Genomic DNA, 8,762 nt, shown 5'->3' on the forward strand with positions numbered 1-8,762 from the left:
GAGCGCAGCGAATTAATGAGCCGTCTTATGTCCAGCGAACTGCCAATTTACCAACTGATTCCTCAGCTAAAGCACCAACTATTGCATCACCACGAAGCGATATTAGAAGCCGCTCCCGGTGCAGGTAAAACCACGGTAGTGCCGATTGCCTTAATGGATGAAGTTTGGCTTAAAAGTCGCAAGATCATCATGTTAGAACCAAGACGCTTAGCAGCCAAAGCGGCGGCAAAGCGCCTTGCAGATACTTTGAAAGAACCGCTTGGACAACGCATTGGTTATCGCATTCGCCATGAAGGAAAAGAAAGCCCACAGACGAAAGTGCTGGTTGTCACCGAAGGCGTGTTAACCCGCATGTTGCATGACGATCCAAGTTTAGATGACATTGCCTTGGTCATCTTTGATGAATTTCACGAGCGTAACCTGCATTCGGATTTAGCCTTTGCCTTGTGCCTACAAGCACGAGAACTGTATCGCGACGAAGACCCACTCAAACTCTTGGTCATGTCCGCGACACTAGATACTGAAGCACTCGAAACACGACTTGGCTGTCCGACACTCACCAGTCAAGGTCGAAGCTTTCCTATCACTACGCATTACAGTAATAAATCACTCAAGGCATTTCAAATCACCGACGAAGTTGTGCGTCTCACTTGCCAAGCCTTTTACGAAGAGTCTGGCAGCCTATTAGTTTTCCTGCCAGGCCAAAAAGAAATTCGTCAGGCGGCAAGCCAGCTTCAACAACGCTTAGGCCATGAAGCTCATTTAAGCATTTTGCCTTTGTATGGAGAATTAAGCTTAAAAGAACAAGAAGCGGTGATTGAACCCTCTATCGCACCCAATCGTAAAATCGTACTCGCCACAGCTATCGCGCAAACCAGCTTAACCATTGATGGCATTCGTGTGGTGATCGACAGCGGTCTAAGTCGCGAAGCTCGCTTTGATGCCAGTACCGCCACCACACGATTACACACTCGTCGAGCGACACAAGCAGAAACTATTCAACGCATGGGACGAGCTGGACGTACCGAGGAAGGCATTTGCTATCGTTGGTGGAGTGAAGGTCAGCAACATCAGCTCGCACTCCAGGCGCAGCCTCAGATAGAGATCAGTGACCTCAGTAGTTTGGTGATGGATTTAGCAAAATGGGGTGTACAAGAACGCCTTGAATTAGATTGGATTACGCCGCCACCGAACAGCCACTGGCAACAATCGATCGACTTGCTAACCAACTTGCAAGCTCTTGAACAGAATCAAACGTCACAGCCATTCTTAGTATTAAGCGCACTCGGTGAGCAAATGAGTAGCCTCGGTATTGAACCTAGACTTGCTCGATTATTATTGGATGGCAAACAAAACCGCAACAGCGATTCAGCCAGCGCTATCTGCACTATTTTGTCGGAAGGCGATCCGTTTGCGAATTATCATAGCGATTTGTCTGATCGATTAAATTGGTTAGCAGGCCACAATCAGGCGCAGAGCAAACGCCCGAGACAGAACTATTTAAACGCTCAACAACAGTGGCACAGACGCAGTCAGCAGATCAGTATTCAACAAGCTTCATTAGATAATAAAAACGATATCGCCTTTTTACTGATTCGAGCTTTTGCGGATAGAATTGCTCAACGCGTTGGACAAGACCATGACAAAACGCGTTACAAACTAGCGAATGGGCGAATGGCAAGCCTGTCGTCTCTTGATCCTTGCGCACAAAGTGAGTGGCTTATTGCACTGGATATCGGCGGCCATCATGGTCAAGAAGAGGATCGTATTTTCCTCGCTTACCCAATTCAGCTCGCCATGCTAACGCAAGACTTTGCGGACTTACTTAGTATTAAGAATCATCTCGCGTGGTCAAAAAAAGACGCGCGTTTATTAAGTGAATCACAACGCTGGATAGGCAAACTTTGTATTGATAAGCAAAAGCTCAGCAAACCTTCTGAAGCCGACATCTGCCAAGCGATTTGCCAATATATTCGCCAAGAAGGTCTTTCCGTTCTACCTTGGAACGAATCCAGTGATCAACTACGAGCGCGTATGCAATTCGCCTTTATACACGATAAGCAAAACCTCTGGCCAGATTGTTCTGACGACGCCTTATTAAATGAGCTAGAAGAATGGCTCGGACCTTATCTTGGCAAAGTGACCAATCAACAAGCCATGAGCAAGCTCGCACTAAACGATATATTGTTAAGTAGATTAGATTGGAACCTACAGCAATTTCTTAATCGAAAAGTGCCCGCTCGAATAACTGTGCCATCTGGGTCGAGTCATGCGATTGATTACTGTGAGCAACAGCCAACCCTAAGAGTGAAACTTCAAGAAATGTTTGGCTACACAAATAGCCCAACCGTGCTCAATCAAATCGTACGTATAGAACTGCTCTCACCGGGACAGCGACCGCTTGCGGTAACACAAGATTTGGCTTTCTTTTGGCGTGAAGCTTACCCAGAAGTACGTAAAGAAATGCGGGGGAGATATCCGAAACATCCTTGGCCAGAAGATCCTATAAGTGCACAAGCCACTGCGAAAACCAATCGAGCGCTAAGATCGTCTTAATTGACTTAGTGCTTGCTCGGTGATTTTCTGGCTAAAAGGCGAGTTCTTAGGATGAGTTGGTGACCAACCCATAATAAAGCGATGAAAATCTGCCCAAGCGATAGGGAACAGATATTGCCACTCTTCAATAACCTCTTGGGCAAAAGCCTGTGATTCCCCTTGCGCCATTAGTTCACGCCCCAATTCCGAAAAATAATGCTCCAGCAAGTAATCTATATTCTCAGTCAACTCAGATCCAGACAAAGCACTTCCTAAAAGATACGCTAAGTCTTGAACGCCAACACCACCACCAGCATATTGAAAATCAACAGCGGCAACCTGATTATCAAGCGGAGAAAAGCAAAAATTAGCCACTTTAGCATCGCCATGAACTAGGGTCTTAAAGCAAGCCTGATCAAGATATTTAGCAAGCTCAGCCGCAGAAGATTTCAATTCTCCCTCAGCCATTGCAAACCATTCTTCTTGTCGAGTATCGAAGTGCCAATAAGTCCCCTTTTTCCATAAATCATGCGGCCACTCTAAAGGAGGCGTTTGGTAAATAAAGCCTGCATGCAACGCAGCTAACCAGTTAATACAAGAGATTAAATAATCACTATTATGGGCATTGTATCGGTCTGAATAACCAGCAGCGTCTAAATCTTCCAATAAGGTTAATCGCTGTCCAGTATGTTTATCATAAAAATCGCCATAACAGAGTGCGACACGAGCCGATATGTGGCATCGTGACGCCCAATTTCGATACCAATTCTGTTCTACTTCATATGAACGAACTTTACGTTGGTGCCCATGATTAGAATGCCAGCCTTTAGGGTGATCTACCTCTAAAGGTATCAAACAGTGCTTAGCAATAACAAAAGAGACAGAATCATTCCCCGTCAATGAATAGCGAATCACTGCGCCATAACCACTCCATAAAGATTGAATCACTTCTTCACGCTTAACGGTACGGGCTTTGCATTGTCGTTTAATAAAAATATCAGGTGTCATAAATTTCGTTCACTGCAATGACTTACATAAAGTAACAAAAGTTAAATACATTTCGAATCCAGTCACAGTTTTTGTCATGTATATCTAACACTCACATGATTAAATTTGTAAAAATCAGCTTACTGTACGGGAAATCATTTCTAACCATGGAATCAAACAATAAACTCTCAAATCACAAACTCTTTAATATCGGCGTTAGGCTGGTAAAATTTGCCTGGGTTGTGGAAATACTCGCCGTCAGCATCGGCTTTCTTATTTCCATCATCGTATCATTTTCTGTCTATGCTGAACTTGATAAAATGGATAGAACCCTCAACTTTGGCGACTACAGCAGCATATTAGTTGCGGCGTTACCTTTCGTACTAGTAGCAGTAGTTGAAGCCTCTAAAATTCCTGTGGCTACAGCTATGATGTATGCAAAGCATACTTCTTGGCGCATCCTCTTCTTTATTGGCCTAGTTCTGCTTGCCTCTATCACCTTTGAAACCATGCTCAATGGCTTTGAACGTAACTTTTCTGGTTTGAATATTGCCATCGACGATAAAAAGAATGCCTCCTTATTACTACAAGGAAAAATCGATGATTTTGATCGTCGTAAAAAAGATATTGATATTATTGATCCTCTGGAAGTAGATAATAATTACCAAAACAGTATTCAAAATGCGAACTCAGCATATTATCAAACCTTAGAAAAAGAACGAGAATACATCAATCGTCAAATTACCAAGCTCAGCTCAGATAACGAAGCAATTCGAGGTTATCAAACAGAAATTACTGAGCTTAATCAAAAAGAACGTGAAATTTATGACGCTTGGGATGTAGAAAGAAGCGCCTTACAAAAGCGCTTACGCGGCTTATTAAATAGCTATGTTGCAGGTTCAGAAAACGATAAAGAAAAACTACAAAGAGAGCTAGACAAACTTAAAGCAGAAATGCAGCAAGAAATGGACGATGCTAACTTCTTTACACGCCCAACTGTTGAGAAAAAATATCGCCAACTAATCACCGAAAAAGAAAATCGTCTGTACACAGTAGCAGATCGGACTATTGGCGATGATGCACTTGCTAAACAAACCAAAAGTGAACAGCAGCTTCAGGATCAACTACAAGTACTCGGACAAGATTATCAGAAGCGTATCGATTTAGGGCGTCAGCGCATGGCTTATTTAGAAGAGCAAATTTTATCTCAAACAAAAGGGCTTGAAGAAAAACGCGATAGCTATAGAACCAACTACGATAAAGTTGCTCAGCAAGCTGCTCAAAACCGTAATGGAACAGTTTCGCGATCAGCCAGCGAAAAAGACTCTCAGCTAGCACAATATGATGAAATTCAAATAGAAGTGAGAGCCATTGATAATCAAATTTATGGTCTTAAACAAGAACAAACATTACTGAAAAATGATATTAACCGCTTGGTTAACTCAAACCAAATCTATCGTCTTGCGGCTTACGTCAGTAATAAAGAGCAAGCGATTGACGTTCCTAAGTCAACTGTTGGATTAGTTGCTTTGGTATGGTTTGCCTCATTGGCCTTTATTAGTGCAGTAACGGGGGTTTTCCTTGCGATTGCAGGTATCTATATGCAACGTATCTATGCGAAAGATGACGAGTACGAAACTCCTTAGTTGTCGTGCTTCAGGTATTAGTCAAAATACTTCGAAAGAATAAAGCAGCTATAAAAAGAACCAGTGCAACATACAGCACTGGTTCTTTTTATTTATTATGAAGGCTTTTAAAGAAATTAAATAACTATTTGCTTACATCACACCACCGTTTCAATTAGACAGCAAACCAGTATTAGAATGGCAGTTTATGTATTCAAAAAACTGTGCGGATGCCGGAATCACCGCAACCTCATGATACAGACGTATCGCCATATTAAATTCCAATGCCTGTGCGTACTTCATAAAACTACCAAAAATAGCAACATGAGTAGGATGGGTTTTAGCCCAGCTCTCAAGGCTAGAAAGAGCATCAAAATGAGCAAGACCAAAAGTCTTTTCAATTTTCTGTCCTGTTATCGGATCAAGTACTGTCATAAAACGACAGCTTATACAGCCAGCTTCTATTCCATAGTCACGAAGAAAGTCCATTCCTTTAATCAGGACTGGCTGCATATCTTGTGTATACATAGCACGCTCTTTCCCTTTTGTTTCTGACCAATCTTGGCCCGAACGAATCAAGCATAAGTTATCTCGCCCCTTAACCTGAATTCGATTGGATACTTGAGAGGCGTACAATGTATCTGTAGACGCAAGCTCTTCAGTTTGGGCAATAGGCAAACGATCCCTCATGCTTCCCCAATAAGCATGTTCTTGAATAGGTTCACTCATCCCCTGCGCTAAATTCGCCAACCCTTCGACGACGCCCAAAGTAGAAAACAGTGTCTCAAATCTATCAGCTGCGGGACTAACCACCTCCAAAAACCAACCTGTCGTTTCTTTCTCCCTTATTGGATCATTCCACCACTTGTCAAAGCCACTCAGCTTGCGCCATTTATCGAAGCTAGCCACATCACGCCAATAAGCAATAGCAATGCAGTTATGGAAACACTGCGCATCAACATAATGAGCAGGATCCCAATAGAGTGGGGCAAAGTCTGTATTGAACAGCGACGTAATGGGAATTAAACTGAATAAATCCGTATACTCTTTCGATTGCACGCCGAAGTATGCCATAACGACTTGATCCACAAGCGGATCAAAGCGGGCCGTCCAAGCAGGAAATAGAGGCTCATATCCTTGTTCTGTGTTCTTAGCAACTCGCCGCTCCTGTTGAAGATGTGAAGGAATTGCACTTTCCATATTACTTCTCCCCTAAATTGAGAGATGCGCTTTTATCATCCACTGATGTGTCACATAGCTCATCAACTTCTTCTCTAACTTTAGGCTGATCAATCGTTAACATTGGTTTTCTGGATCGACGATCAAGCAATAGCTGAGTAACATCTGGACGAGAGTAATGACCTACAGGATCCGCCGCCATCTTAGCAAAGATCAAGGCTACAGGGTCTAATTCAGCATAGAGTAAACCTTCTTCATTCTCGCCAAGCGGTGATGCGATATCACTGCCATCGGGACCATAAATACGGGCTTGCCCACCACCAATGTCTAATAAGGCACTTTTTTTCTCATCGGTACAAAGCAAATCAAGCATTTCTTGAGAAACGAGAGCACATGGTGCGATAACAAAACACTGCCCCTCCACAGCATAAGTACGAGATATCGCCGTATTAACTTCAGCACCTAAGGCATTAGCAGCCCCTTTATAGAGACTAAAACTAGGCCAAGCACCAATATGAATTTCTTCGTGCTGAGCAAATAACGAATATTTTGATAAAGGCTGTAAGTGCTCCCAACAACACAGAGCCCCAAGTGTACCAAGTGGTGTATCGTAAGTAGTAAGAGAAGAACCATCACTTTCACCAAACAAAGTACGTTCAACATGAGTCGCTTTCAATTTACGGCGCACTCCAATCGTCTCACCATGATCATTAATCAACCACTGGCCAATATAAAGGCTACCTTTATCCCGTTCGCTGTAACCCAAAACAACATATAAACCAAGCCTAGCTGCCGCTTTGCTTATAAGCTCGGCCTGTTCACTGCCTAATACTAATGACTCTTGATGATATCGATACACTAGAGGCATATTCGCCGCCGGCGAATCTAACCATAAAAACCATGGGTATCCGGGAAGCCAAGTTTCAGGAAAGGCAATCAGTTTGGCTCCGTTCTCGCTAGCGCACTCCATTAGAGCAATGGTTTTTTCAATGCCTCTTTCTAAATCAAGAAAGGCTGGAGCAGCTTGAACACATGCCACTTTAAAGGACGTTTTCATAGAGTATCTCCGATCAGTTGTTAAGGTGATATCTACACTAACAATGATGTGATACAAGCTATTAGGACTAGAAAGAAGTCATTTTCGGATAAATAGGAACAACGACGGCCACATCCACTAAGACTGGCAAATCTTTTGCAATTTCATTTTAAAAGAGTCTAAACTAGATAAAAAAAGAGGATTGATCTGTGCGCACTCTCTATAATACACAGCAGGTTGCACCACACGAACGTCAGTCGTATTAGCAAGATGTTGTAAGCAAAACCTTTGTCGAATTAGACTGTCGTATTCCAACTCCTGAGCTATTTCAGGGTCATATTCATGCTCAAAGTTTAGCCGACTTAACCACAGTAGAAGTAGTATCCTCAGCACAGTCCGTCAATCGTAATAATAAACAAATTGCTCGCAGTGACGCTCAATTTATACTGATTAGCCTAGTCACTGAAGGAACATCACAGTTAAGACAAGGTGAACGCGAGGCCATATTACATGCTGGTGACTTCTCAATATATGATACTTGTGATCCTTATCAATTGAATTTTGAAGGGGCATTTAACCAGACCGTCATCCAAATCCCCAGAGAAAATCTACAACAGCGATTAGGTAATTTGAAAAGACTTACTGCTATCCCACTTAGCCGAAATAATCCATTGGAGAGACTAGCGTTTGACTTCCTGCTTGGATTAGGAAAGCTAGAAAATAATATGCAGATTATTCAGCAACAACAGCTCGCTGAATTAGCACTAGATCTACTATCCATTGCTCTCGCTGAAAAATCCTGCAGAGACATAAATTTAAGCGATTATGCCGCCACTCAACTCATGGCGATTAAAGAGTACATTCATAGAAATTTACATAACCCAGATCTATGCCCATCTTTATTAGCTAGGCAATTTAAAATAAGTATGCGCTACATGAGCAGCTTATTTCAGCGAGAGCATACAACCTGTAGTAGATATATCTTAAGATGCCGCCTTAACCATTGCGCGGAACAATTGAGACAACTTCCTCATCAACAAATTAGTCAAATTGCTTATCGTTGGGGATTTAATGACATGACCTATTTTAGTAGAGTATTTAAGGCTCAATTTGCACTGACACCAAGAAGTTATCGACAAGAACGTATTTAATAAGTAATTTAATATTTAAAGAAGTCAACTATCTAGCATATTGTTTTTGTCTGCCCAACATGACTGCCCCTTGCGGGATGCTTGTCTGTTATAAAGAGCTCCACATACTTATCCCGTTTAGGGACGACCATCGGCGATGGCGAGTAAAGAGTCACTTCTGAACGCTTGCAAGAAAAGGCGGATGGGATCAGGTGGTTAAACGCCTCTTTTTTAAACTTTCCTGCAGACACTGGCCATCTTTTCCTTGAG

Annotated in this window: 6 protein-coding genes and 1 pseudogene; 4 read left to right on the forward strand and 3 right to left on the reverse strand. The window is 42.5% G+C overall.

Annotated elements, in window-relative coordinates; genetic code table 11:
• Positions 1-27 precede the first annotated feature (27 nt).
• On the forward strand, positions 28-2,556 hold the full coding sequence (gene hrpB, locus CCS02_RS20785) for an ATP-dependent helicase HrpB (RefSeq protein WP_100637592.1): 2,529 nt from the start codon (positions 28-30) through the stop codon (positions 2,554-2,556).
• Here the strand turns inward: hrpB and CCS02_RS20790 are convergent.
• Entirely contained in the window at positions 2,542-3,543 is a 1,002-nt protein-coding gene (locus tag CCS02_RS20790; protein WP_100637593.1) for a phosphotransferase, read from the reverse strand. The genes hrpB and CCS02_RS20790 overlap by 15 nt on opposite strands.
• 146 nt (positions 3,544-3,689) lie before the next feature.
• Here CCS02_RS20790 and CCS02_RS20795 point away from each other — a divergent pair, with 146 nt between their 5' ends.
• Positions 3,690-5,168: a hypothetical protein gene (locus CCS02_RS20795; RefSeq protein ID WP_100637594.1), complete on the forward strand. Its 1,479-nt coding sequence runs from the start codon at positions 3,690-3,692 to the stop codon at positions 5,166-5,168.
• Between the two features lie 150 nt (positions 5,169-5,318).
• Here CCS02_RS20795 and CCS02_RS20800 read toward each other — a convergent pair whose 3' ends face one another.
• Positions 5,319-6,347, reverse strand: a complete 1,029-nt coding sequence (locus CCS02_RS20800) for a phenylacetaldoxime dehydratase family protein (protein WP_100637595.1) — start codon at positions 6,345-6,347, stop codon at positions 5,319-5,321.
• A gap of 1 nt (position 6,348) precedes the next feature.
• Positions 6,349-7,383, reverse strand: coding sequence for a carbon-nitrogen hydrolase family protein (locus tag CCS02_RS20805; RefSeq protein ID WP_100637596.1), 1,035 nt, complete (start codon positions 7,381-7,383; stop codon positions 6,349-6,351).
• Between the two features lie 260 nt (positions 7,384-7,643).
• Between CCS02_RS20805 and CCS02_RS22515 the strand changes: the two are divergent.
• Both CCS02_RS22515 and CCS02_RS22520 read left to right on the forward strand, forming a co-directional pair.
• Positions 7,644-8,138 (forward strand): annotated as a pseudogene (locus tag CCS02_RS22515) (cupin domain-containing protein); the annotation flags it as partial.
• 66 nt (positions 8,139-8,204) lie between these two features.
• Complete coding sequence (locus tag CCS02_RS22520) at positions 8,205-8,513, forward strand: helix-turn-helix domain-containing protein (protein WP_269800437.1); 309 nt, start codon at positions 8,205-8,207, stop codon at positions 8,511-8,513.
• Positions 8,514-8,762 lie beyond the last annotated feature (249 nt).

It is taken from the genome of Marinomonas sp. ef1, assembly GCF_002806845.1.
GTDB lineage: Bacteria > Pseudomonadota > Gammaproteobacteria > Pseudomonadales > Marinomonadaceae > Marinomonas > Marinomonas polaris.